13 protein-coding genes and 2 rRNA genes are annotated in these 21,431 nt (G+C 66.9%); 5 read left to right on the plus strand and 10 right to left on the minus strand.

The genetic code is table 11. The annotated features are described in order from the left end of the window. The first annotated feature begins 190 nt into the window (after nt 1-190). Nucleotides 191-3,070, plus strand: a 23S ribosomal RNA gene (locus AB8810_RS00970). Between the two features lie 173 nt (nt 3,071-3,243). Then, nucleotides 3,244-3,358: ribosomal RNA gene (rrf, locus tag AB8810_RS00975) — 5S ribosomal RNA — on the plus strand. A gap of 73 nt (nt 3,359-3,431) precedes the next feature. Here rrf and AB8810_RS00980 read toward each other — a convergent pair. The 9 genes from AB8810_RS00980 to AB8810_RS01020 form a co-directional block, all read right to left on the minus strand. Further along, on the minus strand, nt 3,432-3,893 hold the full coding sequence (locus tag AB8810_RS00980; RefSeq protein ID WP_369915266.1) for a PepSY domain-containing protein: 462 nt from the start codon (nt 3,891-3,893) through the stop codon (nt 3,432-3,434). A 95-nt stretch (nt 3,894-3,988) separates the two neighbouring features. Next, entirely contained in the window at nt 3,989-5,347 is a 1,359-nt protein-coding gene (locus AB8810_RS00985) for a substrate-binding domain-containing protein (protein WP_369915267.1), read from the minus strand. A 541-nt stretch (nt 5,348-5,888) separates the two neighbouring features. Further along, nucleotides 5,889-6,767, minus strand: a complete 879-nt coding sequence (locus AB8810_RS00990; protein WP_179571195.1) for a methylglyoxal synthase — start codon at nt 6,765-6,767, stop codon at nt 5,889-5,891. A gap of 151 nt (nt 6,768-6,918) precedes the next feature. Next, nucleotides 6,919-7,980, minus strand: a complete 1,062-nt coding sequence (locus AB8810_RS00995; protein WP_369915269.1) for a glycoside hydrolase family 5 protein — start codon at nt 7,978-7,980, stop codon at nt 6,919-6,921. Nucleotides 7,981-8,184: 204 nt separating this feature from the next. Then, complete coding sequence (locus tag AB8810_RS01000; protein WP_369915270.1) at nt 8,185-9,228, minus strand: glycoside hydrolase family 5 protein; 1,044 nt, start codon at nt 9,226-9,228, stop codon at nt 8,185-8,187. A gap of 298 nt (nt 9,229-9,526) precedes the next feature. Next, nucleotides 9,527-10,585, minus strand: a complete 1,059-nt coding sequence (locus AB8810_RS01005; protein ID WP_369915271.1) for a glycoside hydrolase family 5 protein — start codon at nt 10,583-10,585, stop codon at nt 9,527-9,529. An 849-nt stretch (nt 10,586-11,434) separates the two neighbouring features. Beyond that, a complete protein-coding gene (locus AB8810_RS01010) occupies nt 11,435-12,925 on the minus strand; it encodes an FAD-dependent oxidoreductase (RefSeq protein ID WP_191826649.1) in 1,491 nt (496 codons plus the stop codon). Nucleotides 12,926-13,049: 124 nt separating this feature from the next. Next, nucleotides 13,050-17,507: a glutamate synthase large subunit gene (gene gltB, locus AB8810_RS01015; protein WP_369915272.1), complete on the minus strand. Its 4,458-nt coding sequence runs from the start codon at nt 17,505-17,507 to the stop codon at nt 13,050-13,052. A gap of 205 nt (nt 17,508-17,712) precedes the next feature. Next, nucleotides 17,713-18,108 carry an I78 family peptidase inhibitor gene (locus AB8810_RS01020; RefSeq protein ID WP_225210129.1) on the minus strand — a complete coding sequence of 132 codons (396 nt, stop codon included), beginning with the start codon at nt 18,106-18,108 and terminating at the stop codon, nt 17,713-17,715. A gap of 151 nt (nt 18,109-18,259) precedes the next feature. On the opposite strand from AB8810_RS01020, the gene AB8810_RS01025 reads away from it, so the two are divergent. After that, complete coding sequence (locus tag AB8810_RS01025) at nt 18,260-19,477, plus strand: DNA topoisomerase IB (protein WP_369915273.1); 1,218 nt, start codon at nt 18,260-18,262, stop codon at nt 19,475-19,477. A gap of 95 nt (nt 19,478-19,572) precedes the next feature. Here the strand turns inward: AB8810_RS01025 and AB8810_RS01030 are convergent, their stop codons facing one another. Next, on the minus strand, nt 19,573-19,929 hold the full coding sequence (locus AB8810_RS01030; protein ID WP_206257240.1) for a hypothetical protein: 357 nt from the start codon (nt 19,927-19,929) through the stop codon (nt 19,573-19,575). 138 nt (nt 19,930-20,067) lie between these two features. Between AB8810_RS01030 and AB8810_RS01035 the strand changes: the two genes are divergently transcribed. Together AB8810_RS01035 and AB8810_RS01040 are read left to right on the plus strand one after the other, a co-directional pair. Further along, the gene (locus tag AB8810_RS01035) at nt 20,068-20,301 is read left to right on the plus strand and encodes a hypothetical protein (protein ID WP_179571187.1); all 234 of its coding nucleotides are present in this window, start codon (nt 20,068-20,070) and stop codon (nt 20,299-20,301) included. An 88-nt stretch (nt 20,302-20,389) separates the two neighbouring features. After that, nucleotides 20,390-21,430: an SDR family oxidoreductase gene (locus AB8810_RS01040; RefSeq protein WP_369915275.1), complete on the plus strand. Its 1,041-nt coding sequence runs from the start codon at nt 20,390-20,392 to the stop codon at nt 21,428-21,430. Nucleotide 21,431 lies beyond the last annotated feature (1 nt).

The following is a 21,431-nucleotide window of genomic DNA, read 5'->3' on the forward strand; positions in this document are numbered from 1 at the left end:
GCCAGCAGTGAGGCTGGGGTATGTTCTTTTAAAATTTGTGACGTAGCGAGCGTTTGAGATCAAACTATCTTGACGTGTCGTTGTGGCTAAGGCGGGGACCTCGAGTCCCTAGAAATTGAGTCGTTATAGTTCGCGTCCGGGCTTTGTACCCCCGGACTCAGCATAGCTTGGAGGCAACTTCAGGTTATATGGTCAAGCGAATAAGCGCACACGGTGGATGCCTTGGCGGTCAGAGGCGATGAAGGACGTGGCAGCCTGCGAAAAGTGTCGGGGAGCTGGCAACAAGCTTTGATCCGGCAATGTCCGAATGGGGAAACCCACTGCTTCGGCAGTATCCTGCAGTGAATACATAGCTGCTGGAAGCGAACCCGGTGAACTGAAATATCTAAGTAACCGGAGGAAAAGAAATCAACCGAGATTCCCTAAGTAGTGACGAGCGAACGGGGACTAGCCCTTAAGCTGGTATGGTTCTAGAAAAACAACCTGGAAAGGTTGGCCATAGAAGGTGACAGCCCTGTATTTAAAAGGGCCATTCCAGTGAAGACGAGTAGGGCGGGGCACGTGAAACCCTGTCTGAATATGGGGGGACCATCCTCCAAGGCTAAATACTCCTGACCGACCGATAGTGAACCAGTACCGTGAGGGAAAGGCGAAAAGAACCCCGGAGAGGGGAGTGAAATAGATCCTGAAACCGTGTGCGTACAAGCAGTAGGAGCTCGCAAGAGTGACTGCGTACCTTTTGTATAATGGGTCAGCGACTTACTGTTCGTGGCAAGCTTAACCGTATAGGGGAGGCGAAGGGAAACCGAGTCTGATAAGGGCGCATAGTCGCGGGCAGTAGACCCGAAACCGGGTGATCTAGTCATGCCCAGGGTGAAGGTCAGGTAACACTGACTGGAGGCCCGAACCCACTCCCGTTGCAAAGGTAGGGGATGAGGTGTGATTAGGAGTGAAAAGCTAATCGAACCCGGAGATAGCTGGTTCTCCTCGAAAGCTATTTAGGTAGCGCCTCGGACGAATACTGCTGGGGGTAGAGCACTGTTATGGCTAGGGGGTCATCGCGACTTACCAAACCATTGCAAACTCCGAATACCAGTACGTACTATCCGGGAGACACACGGCGGGTGCTAACGTCCGTCGTGAAAAGGGAAACAACCCAGACCCACAGCTAAGGTCCCAAATTCACTGCTAAGTGGAAAACGATGTGGAAAGGCACAGACAGCCAGGAGGTTGGCTTAGAAGCAGCCACCCTTTAAAGAAAGCGTAATAGCTCACTGGTCGAGTCGGTCTGCGCGGAAGATTTAACGGGGCTAAGCAGTGAACCGAAGCTTGGGGTGCATCGCGATAAGCGATGCGCGGTAGAGGAGCGTTCCGTAAGCCGTTGAAGGTGGATTGAGAAGTCTGCTGGAGGTATCGGAAGTGCGAATGCTGACATGAGTAACGATAATGCGGGTGAAAAACCCGCACGCCGAAAGCCCAAGGTTTCCTTGCGCAACGTTAATCGGCGCAGGGTGAGTCGGCCCCTAAGGCGAGGGCGAAAGCCGTAGTCGATGGGAAGCAGGTTAATATTCCTGCACCTCGCGTAAGTGCGATGGAGGGACGGAGAAGGTTAGGTGTACCGGGCGTTGGTTGTCCCGGGGAAAGGCGGTAGGTTTGGATCTTTGGCAAATCCGGGATCCTTTAAGACCGAGCACCGAGACGAGTCTTTTAGACGAAGTCACTGATACCACGCTTCCAGGAAAAGCTCCTAAGCTTCAGCTTACGCAGACCGTACCGTAAACCGACACAGGTGGGTAGGATGAGAATTCTCAGGCGCTTGAGAGAACTCGGGTGAAGGAACTAGGCAACATGGCACCGTAACTTCGGGAGAAGGTGCACCCTTTTTGGTGGCTCATGCGAGCTATAGCTGAAGAGGGTCGCAGAAACCAGGCCGCTGCGACTGTTTATCAAAAACACAGCACTCTGCAAACACGAAAGTGGACGTATAGGGTGTGACGCCTGCCCGGTGCTGGAAGGTTAATTGATGGGGTCAGCCGCAAGGCGAAGCTCTTGATCGAAGCCCCAGTAAACGGCGGCCGTAACTATAACGGTCCTAAGGTAGCGAAATTCCTTGTCGGGTAAGTTCCGACCTGCACGAATGGCGTAACGACAGCGGCGCTGTCTCCACCCGAGACTCAGTGAAATTGAAATCGCTGTGAAGATGCAGCGTTCCCGTGGCAAGACGGAAAGACCCCGTGAACCTTTACTATAGCTTTACACTGAACGTTGAGTTCGTCTGTGTAGGATAGGTGGGAGGCTATGAAACTGTGGCGCTAGCTGCAGTGGAGCCATCCTTGAAATACCACCCTGTCGTGCTTGACGTTCTAACCTAGGTCCGTAATCCGGATCGGGGACCGTGTATGGTGGGTAGTTTGACTGGGGCGGTCTCCTCCTAAAGAGTAACGGAGGAGCACGAAGGTACGCTCAGCGCGGTCGGACATCGCGCACTGTGTGCAAAGGCATAAGCGTGCTTGACTGCAAGATCGACGGATCAAGCAGGTACGAAAGTAGGTCTTAGTGATCCGGTGGTTCTGTATGGAAGGGCCATCGCTCAACGGATAAAAGGTACTCCGGGGATAACAGGCTGATACCGCCCAAGAGTTCATATCGACGGCGGTGTTTGGCACCTCGATGTCGGCTCATCACATCCTGGGGCTGTAGTCGGTCCCAAGGGTATGGCTGTTCGCCATTTAAAGTGGTACGCGAGCTGGGTTCAGAACGTCGTGAGACAGTTCGGTCCCTATCTGCCATGGGCGTTGGAAGTTTGAGAGGGGCTGCTCCTAGTACGAGAGGACCGGAGTGGACGAACCTCTGGTGTTCCGGTTGTCACGCCAGTGGCATTGCCGGGTAGCTATGTTCGGAAGCGATAACCGCTGAAAGCATCTAAGCGGGAAGCGCGCCTCAAGATGAGACTTCCCGGGGCACAAGCCCCCTTAAGGAACCATGTAGACTACGTGGTTGATAGGTCAGGTGTGTAAGTGCAGCAATGCATTGAGCTAACTGATACTAATGATCCGTGCGGCTTGACCATATAACCTCAAGTTGCTTCCTCAAGAAGCAATCCTTAGCACGACACACGTCGATAGCTATCCAATCGCTCGCTACGTCACACCCTATGAGAGGCTGGCGCCAGTTGCCGTCCTTCCTACACCGCACACCCGTGCGCTGTCCGAAGACGCAACCCGGCGACACTCCAACCGTCTCCCTGGTGAAATTAGCGCTGTGGAACCACCCGATCCCATCCCGAACTCGGAAGTGAAACGCAGCTGCGCCGATGGTAGTGTGGCTCAAGCCATGCGAGAGTAGGTCATCGCCAGGGGCTTTACCCCAAATCCCCGTCCGCAAGGACGGGGATTTTTTATTGGCCGCGAGATACACAAACACCACGCCCCTCAGTCCACCTCCGCGCTCACCACGCCTCCGTCCGTCGGGTCCGCGTAGAGCTCCACCCGCTGACCCGCCGCACTGTGCGCACGTGCTTCCCACAACCCGTCGGCGTACTTCAGGTCGTGGACCTGCGTGTACCCCGCCGCCGTCAGCGCCGCCCGTATCTCCGCCTCGCTCAGCTTCGACGGCACCCCTTCCGCGTAGATGCGACCGCCGCGCGCACCCACACGCACATCGCCGCGCTTGCCGTCGCCGCTGGTGGCTTCGGTCTTCCAGAGACCGTCTTCGAATTTCAGCTTGTCCAGCTTGGTGTAGCCCTGCTCGCTCAGCAGGGCTTTTACCTGCGCCTGGGTCAGTGCCGGGCCACCCGGTGCCGGCGCTTGCGCATGGGCACTGCCGACGGCCAGCGCGAGCGAAAGCGACATGGCCAGCAGCGGCCGCGACAGGATCTTGTTGGTGTCGTTCATGACGTTCTCCGTTCGACCAGAATCGTCATGCTCCCAACCAGGGGTTCTGCAGCAAGTGAACATGCACGCGCTGCGTTCAGGTTGCGCCGTGGCGGTCAGCGTCCGGCATCCAGCAACCAGATCTCGACCCGTTCGTTCCGCGCCTTGGCCGCCGCATCCTCGCCGCCGACCAGGGGGCGCGCCGCGCCCAGCCCGCGCGCGCGTTTGACCACGATGCCGCGCTGGGACAGATAGGCAGCGACCACGTCGGCGCGGTCGTTGCTGGCGATGGTCGGATACAGGCGGTTGGCCGTGTCCGGCGTGGCGAAGCCGATGATGCCCAGGGCGCGGCCGCGCATGGCCGGCTGATGCATGTAGGCGATCAACCGGTCCAGGTCCTGCGCGCTGCGCGCCTCGAACATCGAGTTCAGCGACTGCAGGCTGAAACGCAGGGTAGTGGTCAGGCGCTGCCCGCCGGCGCCGGCCTGCAGGTAGGCATCGGCCTGGCGCGTGTCGGGGCTTGCCTGGGCCGCGCGGGTTGGATCGGGCGCGATGGCCATCGGGATCGGTCCGACCCGGCGCACGACCTGCTGCGCCTGCGCGCCGACCGAATACAGCGCCAGGCTGCGGCCGAGCGCCGACATCATCTGCCCGCCGTACAGGCTGTAGCGCTGCACCAGCGGATAGTCCTCGCCACGGACGCTGGCCGGCGTGGGCAGCACTGCGATGCCGCCGTCGGCGATGGCGAGCGCACGGGTGCCGGCCGGCAGCGGCGTGGTCAGCGCGACGATCGCCAGCGCCGCCGGGTGTCCGGCCACGGCCTGCGCCGCTTCGACCAGGCTGGGATGGATCTGTTGCGAGGCGGCCCGCGCGGTTGCCGGCAGCGGCAGGCGTTCGCGCAGGAAGTCGCCCAATCCGCTGCGGTCCGCATTGCGCTGCACCTCGATCGGCAGGTCGGCGCCGCCGAGTTGCGACCAGCGCGTCAGCCGCCCGCTGAGGATGTCGCGCAATTGCGCGACGCTGAGCGAGGCCAGCGGATTGTCGGCGGCGACCAGGACGCGCGCGCCGTCCAGGGCGAGGATGAAGTTCTGGTCCGGCGAGGACAGATCGCCAAGCTGCCAGGCGGCATCGCGTTCGCGCGCGTCGGGGACCCGCGCCAGCATCGCCAGCTCGGCGTCGCCGCGGACCAGATCGGCGAAGCCGGCGGCCGAACCGGCGCTGCCGATCTCCACCACCAGCGGTGCGTCGTCGCGCAGTGCGGAGATTTCCAGCGTCGCCGCATCGACGCGGCGTCGCTGGATCTGCCGATAGCCGATGCTGTGCAACCAGGATTCGACCAGTGCCGGCATCAGCTGTGCGCCGACGCTGTTGGAGCCGTGCACGCGCAGGCGTTCGGCCTGCTGCGCGGCGGCGGACGGGATGGAGCACAGCACTGCGGCACCCAGCAACAGCAGGTGCAGGATGAAACGCGACATCGGATCCCCCCAGGATCTGGACAGGCGGCAGTGTTGGCGACAGGCGTGACATGGCAGTGACTGTGAGCGCGGTCACGCGATGTGGGCGGGGCGTATGAAGTGCCGCGATCGCGCGTGCGCCGTCTCTTTCCGCGGCTGGGCGGACGACGCTGCTGGCCGCGGTCGCCGTCTAGCGGGCCACGGGTCGTGCGGACGTGTCATGCAGTCTGCGCAGGTCAGCTGCTATCGCGTTTGCTCGAAAGCGAAGCGAGGGTGAGAAGAAGCGCTCAGGTCAGTGCGATGAAAAAAAGCACTTGGAGAAGGTCACTGCGAAGGGCAGAACCCACGCGGTACGGTTGGTTCCTTCCTGGAACCATGCGTCCGGCCCGGGTCTGCCGGCGTCAGGACACCGCCGGGAGCATTCGACTTGGAGACGACACCAGTTGGGAGCGGCTCCGGATGGCAGCGCAGCAAAATCGCGACGGGCATTCTAGGTAATGCGCGTCGCGACTGAAGTCGCTCCCACAGGGGGCCAATGGCCTGGAGAAACGCTCGCAGCCGCTCAGGCCGACGGCAGCGCCCGCTTCGCCGCCGCCTGCGCCCAGCGTGCGGCGACCAGGGGCGAGGTGATGCACACCGCGCTGTCGGTCACCGTGGTCACCGCGCGCTCCAACAACTGGATGTCGGCCTCGTGCTGGCGCGCCACGTGCGGATCCTCGAAGAAGATCGCGCGTTGGCAACGCCGTTCCAGCACGCGGTCGGCGATCTGCGCATCGCCGCCCATCGGCCCGCTCTGGTAGCGGTGCACCCAGTCCTGGCCCTGCGGCCAGCCGCGGCTCCAGGCCAGTTCGTTGAGGCGCTGGCCGGTGGTGCCGGTGGCCACGCGCTCGGCGAAGCGCGACAACAGGTCGAAATGCTCGCTGGCGAAGGCCAGCATCTGCGGCTTCATCGCATCGTGCGCGATCAGCGCCAGGGTGTGCCGCTCCAGCGCATGCAGGTCGTCGGCGCCGGCGTCGGCGGCCAACCCGGCGTGCACGCGCTCCATCTCGATCCAGTCGCGGGCGCTGGCCACGGTGGAGATGAAGGGCTTGCCGTGGATCACGCACTGGCGCTTGAGCGCGATCGCTTCGGGAAAGATCGAGGACGGATCGACCGGATCGATGAAGTAGATCGCCCCGTCGAGGGTGCGTTCGGCGCCTTCCAGGCCCACCACTTCGGCGACCAGCTTCATCAGTCCGCCTTCGCGGCCGAACGGATAGCGCTTGAGTTCCGCGTAGCCCGACAGCCAGCCGGCGCGCGCGATCGCCTCGTGGGTGCGGCCGACTGCGTGCAGGCCGAGCTGCAGTTCGCGGATGCCGGCCTCGCAGGCGCGCAGCCAGCGGAACAGGGCGGCGTCCTTGCCCTGGTGGTGCAGTCGGTTGGCGGCCAGGCCCAGGCGCATACGTCGATCCGTGCGGAAGAGGAACGACAGTCTGCGCCGGATCGCGGTACGGACTCAATCGCCCGCTATCGCCATCGACCGAAGTTCGACGCCGCCGAACCGAGCCGCTCCGCGCTCCACCAATCCCGCCATCCCGAATCCCGAATCCCGGCTACTGAACGATCTCCCGCGCCCGCGCCGACAGCACGCTCATCTGCGGCTTGTCCGTGCCGTCCTGGTTCGGCTGCAGGTTGAACGCGTAATCGGTCTTCCACCAGGCGCCGGCCGCCCACGCGGTCCAGCCCAGCCACACGTCGGCGTTGTCGTGCACGTAGCCGAGCATGTCGTCGAGTGCGGCCATGCAGGTGGCGTTGCTGCTGGCGCCGAATTCGCCGAGGAAGCCCTTGTAGCCGTTGGCCCGCAGCCACTGGGTGAAGGCCTGCAGCTTCTCCGAGCCGATGGTGGCGCTGACGCAGTCGGCGCTGGTGCCGCTGTAGTCCTGGTCCAGGTACTGGTGGACTTCGAACACCAGGTTTTCGACCGGATCCTCGATCGACACCAGCGATGCCGCGTTGGACACGCCGTACCAGGTGCTGTTCCAGCTGTGCGCGCCGGTATACGCGGTGCCCGGCACCATGATCAGGTTGTAGGCGCCGGCGCCGCGGATCGCATCGATCGCCAGTTGCGCGGCGGCGGTCCAGTCGCCGGAGGAAATGCCGTTGGGCTCGTTCATCAGCCCGAAGATCACCGCGTCGTCGTTGCCGAACACGATCGCCAGGCGCCGCCACAGGTCGGCCAGCACGCTGGCGGGCGTGCCGTCGCTGCCGATCCGCGCGCCGTCGTACTTGGCGTAGTTGTGCAGGTCCAGGATCACGCGCAGGTTGTGGCTTTTGGCGCGGCTCACCGCGGTCTGCAGATAGCCGAGCTGGGTGGCGTCCAATTCGCCGTTGGCGGTGGGCTGCAGGCGTTCCCACAGGAACGGCAGGCGCACGATGTTCATGCCTTGCGCGGCGACGTAGGCGTAGTCGCTGTCGCGCGGATACAGGTAGTCCTTGAAGACCACGCCCGGTTTCCTGGCCGAATTGAATTCGGCGCCGGCCAGGTTGAGGCCGGCGTAGTGCGCGCCGTCCTGGGCGAGCGCGGTGGAGGTACTGGTGGCCAGCAGCAGGCACAGCGCTGGGCGCAGCAGCCAGCGTGAGGGAGCAAGCAGGAGGGTGAGGGAATTGCGTCGCATGGGATTGCCTTCTTCGTGGGGGGAAGAGCGAATGGGCGCCGCCGCGCACCAGGTGTGTGGCGCGGGCTGTTCCCATCCGTTGCAATCGGCATGCCAGCGGTGTGCGTGCGTGGCGCCGACGCGTTGGCGCCACGCATGCCGTCGCCGACGCTCAGGCCTTGTTCGGCCCGCGCTGCGGTGTTCTCTCTCGCAGGAAACGTGGCGTCAGCGCGCGATGCGCTTCGCCCTGGCCGACAGGATCGACATCTGCGGTTTGTCGCGGCCGTCCGCACCGGGTTGCACGTTGAACGGATAGTCCGCGTTCCACCAGGCGCCCCCCGCCCAGTAGCTCCAGCCCAACCACACCGCGCTGTGTTGCTCGATGTAGCCGAGCATGCCGTCCAGCGCCTGCCGGCATGCGGCATTGTCGGCAGCACCGAACTCGCCGAGGAAGCCGATGTGTCCGGTCGTGCGCAGCCAGTCGGTGAAGCCGACCAGGCGTTCGGCACCGATGCTGCCGCTCACGCAGGTGGCGCTGGTGCCGCTGGAATCGATGTCCAGATACTGGTGCACTTCGATGGCGGTGCGCCGCAGCGGGTCGTACAGCGCCGCCAGCGCGGTGGCGTTGGATTCGCCGCCGACGGTCGAGTACCAGCTGTGCGCGCCGCTCCACAGCGCGCCCGGCACCAGGATCAGGTTGCGCGCGCCGGTGACGCGGATCGCATCCACCGCGGCCTGCGCGGCCGCGGCCCACATTCCGGGCGCGATGTTGTTCGGCTCGTTCATCAGGCCGAAGACCACGGCATTATCGTCCTTGAACTCGAGCGCCAGGCGCTGCCACAGATCGCTGAAGGTCTTGATCGGCACGGTCGCGCTGCCGATCTTGTTGCCGTAGTAGCTGGCGTAGTTGTGGATGTCCACGATCAGGTGCATGCGCTGCGCCTTGGCCTGCTTCGCCGCGGCCTTGATCAACGCCAGCTGCGCCGCGTCCAGCCGGCCCTGCGGGCTGGGCTGCAGGCGTTCCCACAACACCGGCAGGCGCACGATGTTCATGCCCTTGCCGGCGAAATACGCGTAGTCGGCATCGCGCGGATAGAAGTAGTCGACGTTGAGTACGCCTGGCTTCTTGCTGGAGCTGATCTCCGCGCCGGACAGATTGACGCCGGCGAATTTCAGCACGCCTTGCGCGTGCAATGGCGGCAGCACGGCGAGCAAGGACAACAACAGCGCCAGGCGCAGTGCGCGTAGGCACGGCGAGGCATGGACCATGGGGAGCCTCCTTCTGCATCAGCGGGGGGAGACTCGGCCAGGCGGATCGCGGGTTGGCCGAGCTGATGACAAACGGTGTGCTTGCTCGCACCGTAATGCATTCCCGGTTCCGCCACTACGACCGGCATGCGTGCATGCGTGGATCTGTGCAGGGCTTGGCATGGCCAACGCGCACTGGTTCTCTGTCGGCCATCGCCGCCGCACTGCATGCGGCGGCGTATGCGATGCTTTTCTGCGCGGCCGCAACCACGCGTGCAGGAACGGCGCGCCGGGCGATCGCCCGGCAGCGCCGGTGCGCCTACTTCCCGGTCACCTTGCGCGCGTGCTTGGACAGGATCGACATCTGCGGCTTGTCGCTGCCGTCCTTGTTCGGTTGCACGTTGAACGGATAGTCGTTCTTCCACCACGCGCCGGCCGCCCACCAGGTCCAGCCGACGATCACGTCGTTGTTCTGCTCGATGTAGCTGAGCAGGCCTTCCAGGGCCTGGTTGCAGACGGGGGTATCGGCGGTGGCGAACTCGCCGATGAAGCCGACTTTCTTGTTCTCGCGCAGCCAGCTGACGAAGCCGGCCAGTTTCTCGGCGCCGGCGGTGGCGCTGACGCATTCGCCCTTGGTGCCGCTGTTGTCCTTGTCGAAGTACTGGTGCGCTTCGAAGGCCATGCGGTTGCCCGGATCGGTCAGCGGCTGCAGCGCCACCGCGTTGGAGGTGCCGTAGTAGGTGCTGCGCCAGCTGTGCGCGCCGGTGTAGGCGGTGCCGGGGACCAGCACCAGGTTCTTGGCCCCGGCCTTGCGGATCGCGTTGATCGCCGCTTGCGCGGCCGCGGCCCAATCGGTGGAGGACACCGCGTTGGGCTCGTTCATCAGGCCGAAGATCACCGTGTCGTCGTCCTTGAATTCGGTCGCCAGGCGTCGCCACAGGTCGGCGAACACCTCGGCCGGCGCACCGTCGCTGCCGATCAGCGCGCCGTTGTACTTGGCGTAGTTGTGCGGGTCCAGGATCAGATGCAGGTGGTTGGCCTTGGCCTGCGCCACCGCCTTCTTGATCTGCGCCAGCTGCGCGGGGTCGAACTCGCCCTTGGCGGTGGGCTGCAGGCGTTCCCACAGGAACGGCAGGCGCACGATGTTCATACCCTTGCCGGCGAAGTAGCTGTAGTCCGCCGGGCCCGGATAGGTGTAGTCCTTGTACAGCGTGCCCGGCTTCTTGCCGGAATTGAATTCGGCGCCGGAGAGGTTGACGCCGGCGTACTTGAGCACGCTCTTGCCGTCCTGCGCGGATGCGCCGAAGGCGAGGGCGAGCAGCAACACGGCGGGAGAGACGGGGCGTAGCCGCGACGACCAGAGAGAGGAAAGCGACATGGGGAGCGTCCTTGGGGGAGGGGAGGATGCGGTTGTGCCATCGGGGGAAGCAGCCGGCGGTGCAAGGGTGCGCGGATCGCACGCGCGCGGCCAGCCTAGGCGCTCGCGCGTTAGCGCCTCATTCACTCGTGCGAAAAACGGCGTTGCGCGCGTGGCGATTCAGGTGCAATCCCCGCTCCGTGGCACATGGATGGTCGGCGTGGTTTGAATGGCCTGCGTGGGCGCATCCGCCGTGCGCTTTCGTAGGAGGGGCTTCAGCCCTGACAGAGAGCCGAACCAGGCGGATTGGGACTCCGCTCGTCGCGACTGAAGTCGCTCCCACAGGGGCTTCCATGCACGGTGCGTGTACTTGCGGAACGGGATTTCAGCCCTGGCAGATGGCCGAGCCGCGTGGTTTCCGACGCCGCTCGTCGCGACTGAAGTCGCTCCCACAGGGGCTTCTATGCCCGGCGAGTGCACTTGTGGGATGGGGTCTCAGTTCTGACAGATCGTCGAGCCGCATGGTTTCCGGCTTCGCTCGTCGCGGCTGAAGCCGCTCCTACAGGGGACCGCGGTGCCTGATGCGTGCACTTTTGGGAGGGGCTTCAGCCCCGCCAGGTAGCCGAGTCACGTGGGTTCCGATTTCGCTTGTCGCGGCTGAAGCCGCTCCTACAAGGGGGCTGCGGTGCCTGAAGGGCGCACTTGTGGGGGGACTTCAGTCCCGACGCGACCATGCCGGCGTCGTGGGGGCGCGGCGGATGCCGGGCCCAGGACGAGTGCCGCTGCATCGCCGTCAATCCGCGCAAACCTTCTGCCCGGCCGTTCGCTGCCGGGCATGCGACGCCATTGCTTGGATGCGGTCGATCTCGCTCAGGCGGCGGCCTGGGTGGTCACCGGCAGGCGGTTGCCGATCCATTCGGCGATGCTGGCGGCCGCGTCGCGGCCTTCGGCGACCGCGGTCACCACCAGATCCGCGCCGCGCACCGCATCGCCGCCGGCGAACAGCTTGGGGTTGGTGGTCTGGTACGGCAGGCGGCCGCTGCCGTCGGGGTCGCTGCCGCCGGCCAGGATGCGGCCATTGGCGGTGCCTTCCACGCCCTGCGCGGCCAGCCATTCCGGCACGCTCGGCGAGAAGCCGAAGGCGATGATCACCACGTCCGCGTCCAGCAGCGATTCGCTGCCTTCGATCGGCACCGCGGCCTGGCGGCCGCGCGCATCGGGTTCGCCCAGGCGGGTCTGCACCACGCGCACGCCGGCCAGCTTGCCGCTGGCATCGGCTTCCACCGCCAGCGGCTGGCGGTTGAACAGGAAGCGCACGCCTTCCTCGCGCGCGTTGGCCACTTCGCGCGCCGAGCCGGGCATGTTGGCTTCGTCGCGGCGATAGGCGCAGGTGACCTTGGCCGCGCCCAGGCGGATCGCGCTGCGCACGCAGTCCATGCCGGTGTCGCCGCCGCCGAGCACCACCACGCGCTTGCCGCTCAGGTCCGGCAGCGCGATGGTGTCTTCCCAGCCGGCGATCGGCCGGCCCCACGGATCGTTGCCGCCGACGATGCGGCTGTTCTGCACCAGGAACGGCAGCGCCGGCAGCACGCCGGGCAGGTCCTGGCCGGCCAGGCCGCCATCGGTGTAGCGGTAGGCGCCGGTGCCGAGGAACACCGCGTCGTATTCGCCGAGCAACTGCTCCAGGCTCACGTCGCGGCCGATTTCCACGCCCAGGCGGAACTCCACGCCCATGCCTTCAAGCACCTCGCGACGCTTGCCGATCACGCTCTTGTCGAGCTTGAAGCTGGGGATGCCGAACTGCAGCAGCCCGCCGATCTGTTCGTAGCGGTCGTAGACCACCGCATGGATGCCGGCGCGGACCAGGCGGTCGGCGCAGCTGAGCCCGGCCGGGCCGGCGCCGATCACCGCCACGCGCTTGCCGGTGGCCTGGACCTGGCTCAGGTCCGGGCGCCAGCCGTTGTTGAGCGCGGTATCGACGATGTACTTCTCCACCGCGCCGATGGTGACCGCGCCGAATTCCTCCAGCGTGCAGCTGCCTTCGCACAGGCGGTCCTGCGGGCACACCCGGCCGCACACTTCCGGCAGCGGATTGGTGCTGTGGCACAGCGCCGCGGCTTCCTCGATGCGGTTCTCCTGCACCAGCTGCAGCCACTGCGGGATCGCGTTGTGCACCGGACATTTCCAGCTGCAGTACGGATTGCCGCAATCCAGGCAGCGCCCGGCCTGGTACTGCGCGTCGGCCTTGTCGAACTTGCCGTACAGCTCGTTCCAGTCGCCGGACGTACGCAGCTCCACCGGGATGCGCTGCGGCATCTGCCGGGGCAGGTCGAGGAACTGGAAGGCTTGTTTGCGGCTCATAGGGCTGGGAGTCGGGAATGGGGAATGGGGAATCGGAAAAGCGGATCTGCGTGCGCGGAAGGGGAACTGGCGAGCCGGGCTTTGACCATTCCCGATTCCCCAGTCCCGATTCCCGGCGCCGCCATCAGGCGGCGCGCCGCAACGACTCGGTCAGCGACTCGATGCTCGCCGCCTTCGGCTTGACCAGCCAGAACTTGCCGACGTAGTCGCGGAACTCGTCGAGGATCTGTTGCGCCCAGATGCTGCCGGTCAGTTCGCGGTGGCGGCTGATCAGCTTGTGCAGGTGCTGGCGGTGGCTTTCGAAGCCTTCGGCGGAGATGCGATGGATGTCGATCAGCTCGTGGTTGTAGCGGTCGACGAAATCGCGGTCGACGTCGAGCACGTAGGCCAGGCCGCCGGTGAAGCCGGCGCCGAAATTCAGCCCGACCTTGCCCAGCACCAGCACGATGCCGTCGGTCATGTACTCGCAGCAGTGGTCGCCGGCGCCTTCGATCACCGCCAGCGCGCCGGAGTTGCGCACGCCGAAGCGCTCGCCGGCGCGGCCGGCGGCGTACAGCTCGCCGCCGGTGGCGCCGTACAGGCAGGTGTTGCCGATGATCGCGGTGCTGCGCGCCTCGAAGCGCGCGCCGCGCGGCGGACGCACCACCAGGCGGCCGCCGGCCATGCCCTTGCCGACGTAGTCGTTGGCCTCGCCTTCCAGCTCCAGCTGCAGGCCGCCGGCGTTGAACGCGCCGAAGCTCTGCCCGGCCGAGCCGCGGAAGCGCAGGGTCAGCGGCGCGTCGTCCATGCCGTGGTTGCCGTGCACGCGGGCGATGGCGCCGGACAGGCGCGCGCCGATCGAGCGGTCGGTGTTGTGGATCAGGAAGCGATGGTCGCCGCCGGTCTTGTTGGCGATCGCGTCGGCGAGCAGGCCGTCCATCTGCGTGGCCAGGCTGTCCGGCGATTCGTACAGGCGCTGCGCCGCGCAATGGCCGCCGTCGTAGCGCACGTCCTTGAGCAGACGCGACAGGTCCACGCGCACGCCTTCGCGCGGCGACACGTCCAGCTGCTGCAGCAGCTCGGTGCGGCCGATGATCTCGTCCAGCGAGCGCGCGCCCAGGTACGACAGCCATTGCCGCACTTCTTCGGACAGCAGCTTGAAGAAATTCTCCACCCGCTCGGGCAGGCCGGTGAAGTAGTTGGCGCGCAGCCGTTCGTCCTGCGTGGCCACGCCGGTGGCGCAGTTGTTGAGGTGGCAGATGCGCAGGTACTTGCAGCCGAGCACGATCATCGGGCCGGTGCCGAAGCCGAAACTGTCGGCGCCCAGGATCGCGGCCTTGATCACGTCCAGGCCGGTCTTCAGGCCGCCGTCGGTCTGCAGGATGGTGCGGTCGCGCAGGTTGTTGGCGACCAGCGCCTGGTGCGACTCGGCCAGGCCCAGTTCCCACGGCACGCCGGCATAGCGGATCGAGCTGACCGGGCTGGCGCCGGTGCCGCCGTCGTGGCCGGACACGGTGATCAGGTCGGCGCCGGCCTTGACCACGCCGGCGGCGATGGTGCCCACGCCGGCATGGCTGACCAGCTTCACCGACACCAATGCGGTCGGGTTGACCTGCTTGAGGTCGTAGATCAGCTGCGCCAGGTCCTCGATCGAATAGATGTCGTGGTGCGGCGGCGGCGAGATCAGGCCGATGCCCGGCTTGGCGTAGCGCAGCCGCGCGATCAGCTCGTTGACCTTGTGCCCGGGCAACTGGCCGCCTTCGCCGGGCTTGGCGCCCTGCGCGACCTTGATCTGCAGCACCTCGGCATTGACCAGGTACTCGGGGGTGACGCCGAAGCGGCCGGAGGCCACCTGCTTGATCTTGGAGCGCTTCTCGGTGCCATAGCGCGCCGGGTCTTCGCCGCCTTCGCCGGAGTTGCTGCGCCCGCCGAGGCGGTTCATCGCGATCGCCAGCGCCTCGTGCGCCTCGGGCGACAGCGCACCCAGGCTGATCGCGGCGGTGTCGAAGCGGCGCAGCAGGTCGGCGGCCGGGGCGACCTCGTCGAGCGGGGTCGGCACCTCGGCGCGCTTGAGCTGCAGCAGGTCGCGCAGCGCCGACGGCGGACGCGCATGCACCGCCTCGGCGTACGCGGCCCAGTCGGCCTGCTCGCCGCTGCGCGTGGCGCGCTGCAGGGTCATGACCACGTCCGGGTTGTACATGTGGTACTCGCCGCCGTGCACGTACTTCAGCAGCCCGCCCACTTCCGGCTTGAGCAGGTCGTTCCAGGCGCGCGCGGTCAGCTGCCGCGCCTCGGTGTCCAGCCGCGCCAGGTTGACCCCGCCGATGCGCGAGGCGGTGTCCGGGAAGCACAGCTGGACCACGTCCGGATCCAGTCCGACGATCTCGAACAGCTGCGCGCCGCGGTAGCTGGCGATGGTGCAGATGCCCATCTTGGAGATGATCTTGGACAGGCCCTTGTAGATGCCCTTGCGGTACTTGCGGCCGATCTGCGCCTGTTCGCCGCCCTTCTTCAGCAGCAGGATGCCGCGCCGGCCCAGGTCGAACAGGGTCTGGTAGGCCAGGTACGGATACACCGCGGTGGCGCCGAACCCGAGCAGGCAGGCCATGTGGTGCGGATCGCGCGCGGTGCCGGTCTCGATGATCAGGTTGGCGTCGCAGCGCAGGCCGGCGCGCGACAGATGGTGGTGCACCGCGCCGGTGGCCAGCAGCGCATGCGCCATCGGCCGTTCCGGCACCGGGTAGCGGTCGGTCAGCAGCAGCATGACCTTGCCGTCGCGCACCGCCTGCTCGGCCTGCGCGCAGATCCGTTCCAGGCCGGCCTTGAGGCCTTCCTCGACGCTGTAGGACAGGTCGATCTGCGCGTTGCGGGTCTGGTACTGCTCCATCTTCAGCAGCTGGCGCAGCTTGCGCTGGCTGAGCACCGGCGAATTGAGGATGACGTGGTTCACCGTCTCCGGGCCGGCATGGAAGATGTTGGTCTCCTTGCCGAGCTGGGTGGTCAGCGACATCACGCAGTCTTCCCGCAACGGATCGATCGGCGGGTTGGTGACCTGCGCGAACGCCTGGCGGAAGTAGTCGTACAGCGGCCGGGTGTGGCGGCTGAGCACCGCCATCGGGGTGTCGTCGCCCATCGAGCCGGTGGCTTCCTGCTCGGTCTCGGCCAGCGGCCGCAGCACCTGCTCCACTTCCTCGGTGCTGAGCTGGAACAGCTTGTGGTAGCTGCGCAGGGTGCGCTCGTCGAACGGCTCCTCGACCAGCGAGGGATCGATCAGCTCGGTCTGCAGGTAGGTCACGCCCTGCTGCAGCCACTGCTTGTACGGGGCGCGGCCGCGGTTGATGCGGTCGATCGCGTCCGAGTCGAGCAGGTCGCCGCGCTTGAGGTCGATGGCCATCATCTCGCCCGGGCCGAGCTTGCCCTTGCGGGTCACGCGCTCGGCCGGCAATTCCCACACGCCGGCTTCGGAGGCGACCAGGAAATGGCGGTCGGAGGTCAGCATCCAGCGCGCCGGGCGCAGCCCGTTGCGGTCGAGCATGCACGCCGCATAGCGGCCGTCGCAGGCGACGATGCCGGCCGGGCCGTCCCACGGCTCGGTGTTGAGCCCGTAGAACTCGTAGAACGCGGCCAGGTCGGCGTCCTTGAACTCCAGCGACTGGGTCGCCGGCGGGACCAGGATGCGCAGCGCCTGCAGCAGGTCCATGCCGCCGGCGACCAGCAGCTCGAGCATGTTGTCCAGGCTCTGCGAATCGGAGCCGTGCATCGAGATCACCGGGTCGAACTCGGCGATGTCGAAGCGTGGGGTCTTCCACACCTTGCTGCGCGCCTGCGCCCAGTGCCGGTTGCCCTCGATGGTGTTGATCTCGCCGTTGTGCGCGAGCAGCCGGAACGGATGCGCCAGCGGCCAGCGCGGCAGCGTGTTGGTCGAGAAGCGCTGGTGGAACACGATCGCGCTGGAGGCCAGGTCGCTGCGCTGCAGGTCCGGGTAGAAGGTGCTGAGCTTGTCCGGCAGCACCATGCCCTTGTAGCTGATGCCGTTGGGCGAGAGCGTGGTGACGTAGAAGTCGGCGATGTCGCGCAGGCGCTGCTCGGCGCGGCGGCGCGCCAGGAACAGGGCCAGGGCGAAACCGTCTTCGCTGTGCTCGGCGCCGGCATCGACGAACACCTGCTCGATGTGCGGCAAGGTGTCCTTGGCCAGCTGCCCGCACACCGAATCGTCGGTGGGGGTGACCCGCCAGCCGCGCGGCTGGGTGCCGGCGCGGAGCAGTTCCTCTTCCAGCACCTGGCGGCAGCGTGCGGCACCGTCCACGTCGTCGCGCGGCATGAACACCTGGCCGGCGGCGAAGCGCGCGCCCACCGCGATGCCGGCGTCGCGCGCCAGCGCGCGCAGGAACGCATCGGGTTTGCGGATCAGCAGGCCGCAGCCGTCGCCGGTCAGGCCGTCGGCGGCGACGCCGCCACGGTGGGTCATCCGCGACAGCGCGGCAATGGCGGTATCGACCAGGGCCCGCGAGGGTTGGTCATCGAGTTGCGCGACCATGCCGAAACCACAGGCATCGCGCTCATCTTGGGGGTCGTAGAGCCCGTGGCGGTTGCGGGGGGCCATGTCTGCCTCTGAAAAGCGATCCGAAGGAACGCGGCGACACTCGCCCCCGCTCTATCCTGGAGCGCATCTTGAGGTCACCGGAACATCGACTAAAGCACATGTTGGTGCGGTGCCGCAATACACGGTTGCAGCTGCAACCGTAGTGGCGGCAACCGCCTCGCTGCCGCAACCGTGCACGGCGCCTGCAGGTGCCGCCGGACGGGCCTCAGCCGCAGCGCACGCCGGTGATCTGGTTCTTGGCATCGACCTCGATATTCAGCCGTTCGCCGTCGAACTCCATCGTCACCGCCTGGTTCGGCTTGAGCACGCGCACGCTCTTGGCGCCGGTGTCGCTGCGCGCCTGGTCCAGCAGCGCCTGTTCGGCGGCCTGGCCGACCAGGCCCTGCGCCTGCGAGGCGTCGCAGGTGCCGACCGGCGGCGGCTCCGGGGCGCTGGCCGGATCCGGCGCGGCGGCCTGCTGCGCGGCGGCCTGGGCCTTGGCCGCCACCTGTTCCTGCTCGTCCGGCGGCGGCGCGGTGCACGCGGCCAGTGCCAGCGCCAGGCACGCCGTGCCGAACAGGCCGGCACGCGCGGACGCACGAGAAGAAAGGAAAGTGCTCATCGGGGCTCCTGGTGGGTGGAGGGAGGACGGGTCCAGCATAAGCGCAGAAGAATCGGACAAGTCGCGTTCGCCACACGTTAACCGGCCGCCGTTGACGCGGCCTAGGCAGCGCGCTGCCGACAATCGCCGCTCCCCAACCGCTGGCGTCCCGATGTCCAACGCGTCCCGTCCCACCGCCGCCACCGAGGCGGCGCGCGCGCTGCAGGCCAGGCAGGCCGCCAGCAGCGCCGGCCTGGTCTATGTCAGCGACGACCAGCCCGGCATCGCCCGCCGCCGCGCCGGCAAGGGCTTCGGCTACCGCCTGCCCGACGGCAGCGCGGTGCGCGACGCGCCGACCCTGCAGCGCATCCGCCAGCTGGCCATCCCGCCGGCCTATACCGAGGTGTGGATCTGCACCAAGGCCAACGGCCACGTGCAGGCCACCGGCCGCGATGCGCGGCGGCGCAAGCAGTACCGCTACCACGCCGATTGGGCGCAGGTGCGCGGCGACGGCAAGTTCGAACGGATCATGGCCTTCGGCCAGGCCCTGCCGCGGCTGCGCCGACGCCTGCGCCGCGACCTGGCGCTGCCCGGCTACCCGCGCGACAAGGTGCTGGCGATGGTGGTGGCGCTGATGGCCGAGACCCTGGTGCGCGTCGGCAACGCCGAATACGCGCGCAGCAACCGCTCCTACGGCCTGACCACGCTGCGCAACCGGCACCTGGCGTTCGTCAAGGGCGGCCGCGCGCGGCTGAAGTTCCGCGGCAAGGGCGGGCAGGAGCACGACATCGAGGTCGACGACGTGCGCCTGGTCAAGCTGATCCGCGGCTGCCAGCAATTGCCCGGGCAGGCGCTGTTCCAGTACCGCGACGACGACGGCCAGCTGCAGCCGGTGGACTCGGGCGAGGTCAACGACTACCTGCGCGAGGCGATGGGCGAGAGCTTCACCGCCAAGGACTTCCGCACCTGGGGCGGCACCCGCGCCGCGTTGCAACGGCTGGCGCAGCTGCCCCTGCCCGAACCCAGCAGCGAGCGCGCGCTGAAGCTGGCGCAGAACGCGGTGATCCGCGAGGTGGCCGATGCGCTGGGCAATACCCCGGCGGTGTGCCGCAAGGCCTACATCGACCCGTGCGTGTTTGCCGGCTGGCGCGGCGGCGAACTGCACGGCCTGTGCGAGCGCGTGCGCGGCGAGCGGCAATGGGACCTGGCCACGCTGAAGTACTTGGCGCGGGCGCGTGCCGCGACCCGCAAGGCGGCCAAGGCCACGCCAGCCAACAAGAAGACGGGCTCGAAGGCGGCCGGTGCCAGGTCGACGAAGTCCACGCCGCCGCGTCGGGCCGTCAGCGGCGTGGCGGCCGGGAACGCCGCGCGCTCGCGCGGCCGCGCCTGAGCGCAGCGCTGGCGCGGCTGCGCGTTCAGCGCGCGTCGCGACGCGGTCGCGGCAGAACCGCGCCGCCTGCGTCGCTCAACCGGCGGCGCGCGGCATCAACCGCAATACAGCGTGGTGATGTTGTTGTACGGGCCGACCTCGATGGTCAGGCGATCGCCGCCGCTCTCGCCGGCACCGCGCGATGCGCTGTCCACGCCGCTGGAAGTGGCGCCGCTGTGGCCGACGCTGCTGTTGACCACCTGCACCTTCAGGCTGTCGCTATCGACGCGGGCGCGTTCGACGGTGGTCTGCGCAGCGGCCAGGCCGGCGGCGCCGCGGACCTTGTCGATGTGGCACTGGCCGGAGATGACGCCGTCGATCGGCTGCACCTCGGCGATCTGGGTGGTGCTGCACGCACCGAGCAGCAAGCTGGCGGCGAGGGGAACGGCGAGGGCGAGCGGATGGCGGATCATGGACGGGTTCCTTCTGCGGATAGGGCGAGCGTGTCGCGGCGGATGTTTGCGCTGCATGAAGAGATCGGCGGCCGGCTTCACCCGACGTGGCCGCGGGCTTGGCCAGACTGCGGTTTCCCAGCCAACCGGAGCCTGACCATGGCCACCTGCGATGTCTGCGGCAACGACTACGACAAGGCCTTTACCCTGACCCAGGGCGCCCGCAGCGGCACCTTCGATTCGTTCGAATGCGCGATCCACGCCTTCGCCCCGCACTGCAGCCACTGCGATTGCCGCATCGTCGGCCATGGCGTGGAAGCCGGCGGCCGCATGTTCTGCTGCGCGCATTGCGCCCAGCATGCCGGCGTCGAAGGCGTCGCCGGCCGCGCCTAGCGCGCTTGCGCCCGATCGCCCACGTCCGTCCATCCACACCCGATGCGGCGCCATGCAGCGCCGCGTCCCGCATTCCGGAGCAATGCCGATGGCTTCCAGCAACAAGCGTCCTGCCGCATCCACCAAGACCGCTCCATCCACGCCGGCGGCGTCCCGATCCGGCGCCGCAGCTGCCAAGACCGCACGCCAACAGCGCGTCTTGCAGCGCGCGACCGATGCTGACGAGGCGCAGTCGAAAGCCAAGGCCAAGCCGGCCGCGCCAACCCAGGCCGGGCTGCGCAAGCAGCCGGAGAAGATGCCCAGGCAGCACTTGCGCAAGCCGGGCAAGGAAGCCGACCTGGCGCTGCAACCGCGCTTCGAGGCGCCCGAGTACGTGGGCAGCGGCAAGCTGCGCGGCATGAGCGCGATCGTCACCGGCGCCGACTCGGGCATCGGCCGCGCGGTGGCGGTGCTGTTCGCGCGCGAAGGCGCCGACGTGGCGGTGCTGTACCTGGACGAGCACGAGGACGCGCAGGTGACCCGCGCGCACGTGGAGAAGGAAGGCCGGCGCTGCCTGACCATCGCCGGCGACGTGAAGGATCCCAGGTTTTGCGAAGACGCTGTGGCGCAGACCGTGCGTGCCTTCGGCGGCCTCGACGTGCTGGTCAACAATGCCGCCTTCCAGTTGCATTGCCATGCCCTGGAAGACCTCAGCGACGCACACCTGCAGGAAACCCTGCAGACCAACATCGGCGGCTACTTCCACATGGCGCGCGCGGCCTTGCCGCATCTCAAGCGCGGTGCGGCGATCATCAACAGCGGCTCGGAGACCGGCCTGTTCGGCAGCAAGTCGCTGCTCGACTACTCGGCCACCAAGGGCGCGATCCACGCCTTCACCATGGCCCTGGCCAGCCAGCTGCAGCCGCGCGGGATCCGCGTCAACGCGGTCGCGCCGGGCCCGGTGTGGACCCCGCTGAATCCGGCCGACAAGTCCGCCGAGGACGTGGCCGAGTTCGGCAAGAGCAGCGCGATGGGCCGCCCGGCACAGCCGGAGGAACTGTCGCCGGCCTATGTGTTCCTGGCCTCGCCGATCACCGCCAGCTACATCAGCGGCGCGATCCTGCCGGTGATGGGCGGTCCGCAGGGCTGAG

The organism is Xanthomonas sp. NCPPB 3005 (assembly GCF_041228095.2).
Lineage (GTDB): Bacteria > Pseudomonadota > Gammaproteobacteria > Xanthomonadales > Xanthomonadaceae > Xanthomonas_A > Xanthomonas_A bonasiae.

Excerpts from the sequence above, each read along its gene's own strand:
- AB8810_RS00980 (WP_369915266.1), bottom strand. The coding sequence starts at position 3,893 with ATGAACGACACCAACAAGATCCTGTCGCGGCCGCTGCTGGCCATGTCG.
- AB8810_RS01000 (WP_369915270.1), bottom strand. The coding sequence starts at position 9,228 with ATGGTCCATGCCTCGCCGTGCCTACGCGCACTGCGCCTGGCGCTGTTG.
- AB8810_RS01030 (WP_206257240.1), bottom strand. The coding sequence starts at position 19,929 with ATGATCCGCCATCCGCTCGCCCTCGCCGTTCCCCTCGCCGCCAGCTTG.
- AB8810_RS01025 (WP_369915273.1), top strand. The coding sequence starts at position 18,260 with ATGTCCAACGCGTCCCGTCCCACCGCCGCCACCGAGGCGGCGCGCGCG.
- AB8810_RS01010 (WP_191826649.1), bottom strand. The coding sequence starts at position 12,925 with ATGAGCCGCAAACAAGCCTTCCAGTTCCTCGACCTGCCCCGGCAGATG.
- AB8810_RS00995 (WP_369915269.1), bottom strand. The coding sequence starts at position 7,980 with ATGCGACGCAATTCCCTCACCCTCCTGCTTGCTCCCTCACGCTGGCTG.
- AB8810_RS01020 (WP_225210129.1), bottom strand. The coding sequence starts at position 18,108 with ATGAGCACTTTCCTTTCTTCTCGTGCGTCCGCGCGTGCCGGCCTGTTC.
- gltB (WP_369915272.1), bottom strand. The coding sequence starts at position 17,507 with ATGGCCCCCCGCAACCGCCACGGGCTCTACGACCCCCAAGATGAGCGC.
- AB8810_RS00990 (WP_179571195.1), bottom strand. The coding sequence starts at position 6,767 with ATGCGCCTGGGCCTGGCCGCCAACCGACTGCACCACCAGGGCAAGGAC.
- AB8810_RS01035 (WP_179571187.1), top strand. The coding sequence starts at position 20,068 with ATGGCCACCTGCGATGTCTGCGGCAACGACTACGACAAGGCCTTTACC.
- AB8810_RS01040 (WP_369915275.1), top strand. The coding sequence starts at position 20,390 with ATGGCTTCCAGCAACAAGCGTCCTGCCGCATCCACCAAGACCGCTCCA.
- AB8810_RS01005 (WP_369915271.1), bottom strand. The coding sequence starts at position 10,585 with ATGTCGCTTTCCTCTCTCTGGTCGTCGCGGCTACGCCCCGTCTCTCCC.
- AB8810_RS00985 (WP_369915267.1), bottom strand. The coding sequence starts at position 5,347 with ATGTCGCGTTTCATCCTGCACCTGCTGTTGCTGGGTGCCGCAGTGCTG.